Consider the following 1,427-nt stretch of genomic DNA (forward strand, 5'->3'; position numbering starts at 1 on the left):
CCTCACGGTGATGGCCCGATGTACGACCTGCAACCACCGGCTGAAGGTTGTCCCGATCGGCAAGGTTGCCATCACGATCAACGGCACGTCCGATATGGAGATGGCCGATGCGGTCAGGGTCTATCTCGACCTGGAAAAGGTGAAAAACTATCCCACGCTCGACCGTTGGTACTCTAACAGCCCGGCGTTTGATAAGCGTACCATGGGGGATAAGCTTCGTGACGATATCTTCCGCGCGGGCCGCGACGTCCTTTCCTTCGAGAAGGTCAGGATCCCGGTAAGGGCCAAGAAGAAGTGGAAGTCTGTGACGTGCCCCGTCTGTGGGGAGACTGTGCCCGATTACCTTGTTGTTGACGGACGCTGCGGTGCCTGCGGTTCAATGAAATATTACGAGAAGATATGATGCAGCTTCGCTCCTTGGACCGGAGCGTTGCCCTGTTTTTTAAAACGATGAGATCAAACAGCGACTTTAACCGCATCCTCTTTACGGACAGGCTTCTTGACCCAGATCAGTTTCTTGCCCTCGAAAGCAAAGGATCGCATGGTGTAGATCTTCACACCCGCGGGAAGGCTGGAGGTGTCGGCATTGGCCGGAACCATGACCGCATACGAGAACCGGAGGGGTGTCCCGTCAGATGTCCTTTCCGGGCGCGTGAGCGCTTCGGGAAGTGGTACGGGAAGGGTGTTCTCGAATGAGACAAGGACCCTGACACACTCCCGGTGTCCTCCATTTCGCCGCTCCAGTACGGCAATCGAATCATATCCGCTTCCGGTCTCCTTCATGGTGCAGCTCCAGCCATCGTAGCTGGAGTAGATGTTCCGGATCTCTTTTGTCACAAAGTCATGCATGATGTCCGAACTGAATCCCATAGTACAGGTAATGTCAATGAAACTTCCAGATAAATGCAACTGGTTAATCAACTAACGTTACCCTACCGCCTGAAGCAGGTTACATTAATCCGCTCCAGAAAATACCGTTTTTGAAACGATCTTCAGCCCTCATCCTGTTGGTACACCGCCCGACCCCTGTCCCCCGCTAAGCCGGAATGATCCCGCCATTCATCCCGTAAAATTGCACTAATCCGGCTCAGAAATTGGAGAAGCCTTGAGGGGGTCGGGCGGTGTACTTCTATCCTTTTTGGCCCGCGAACGACAGATCCTGGGAAGAATTTCTGACGGTACTTACCCAAATTACATCGATTTGTTCGGATCGGAAGTACACCGCCCGACCCCCCATGCTTGTAATGTTAGCCCAAGAGCGTCAGTGTTTCGACCTGATTTCTTCAGAACTGATTAATGCTGCGAGAGCAGTGTTCTTTCAGGTGCCATGTTACTGGTAATATCTCGTGGTAGTGAGGTTTCGCTGTTCCATAGTTAAATTAAAAACATTAACAATACTTATTTATTAAGGTTAAAAGAAAAAACAA

2 protein-coding genes are annotated in these 1,427 nt (G+C 51.3%); one reads left to right on the plus strand and one right to left on the minus strand.

Translation table 11 applies throughout. The features are described from left to right. On the plus strand, positions 1-403 hold a 403-nt coding region (locus CW742_RS12960; protein ID WP_292421027.1), incomplete at its 5' end, for an FmdE family protein. A gap of 53 nt (positions 404-456) precedes the next feature. Here the strand turns inward: CW742_RS12960 and CW742_RS12965 are convergent. Beyond that, complete coding sequence (locus CW742_RS12965; protein ID WP_292421029.1) at positions 457-849, minus strand: hypothetical protein; 393 nt, start codon at positions 847-849, stop codon at positions 457-459. Between the last annotated feature and the right edge of the window lie 578 nt (positions 850-1,427).

Source organism: Methanoregula sp. (assembly GCF_002835825.1).
GTDB lineage: Archaea > Halobacteriota > Methanomicrobia > Methanomicrobiales > Methanospirillaceae > Methanoregula.

What these genes read in the sequence shown, in the direction of transcription:
- CW742_RS12965 (WP_292421029.1), bottom strand. Translation starts at nt 849, where the DNA reads ATGCATGACTTTGTGACAAAAGAGATCCGGAACATCTACTCCAGCTAC.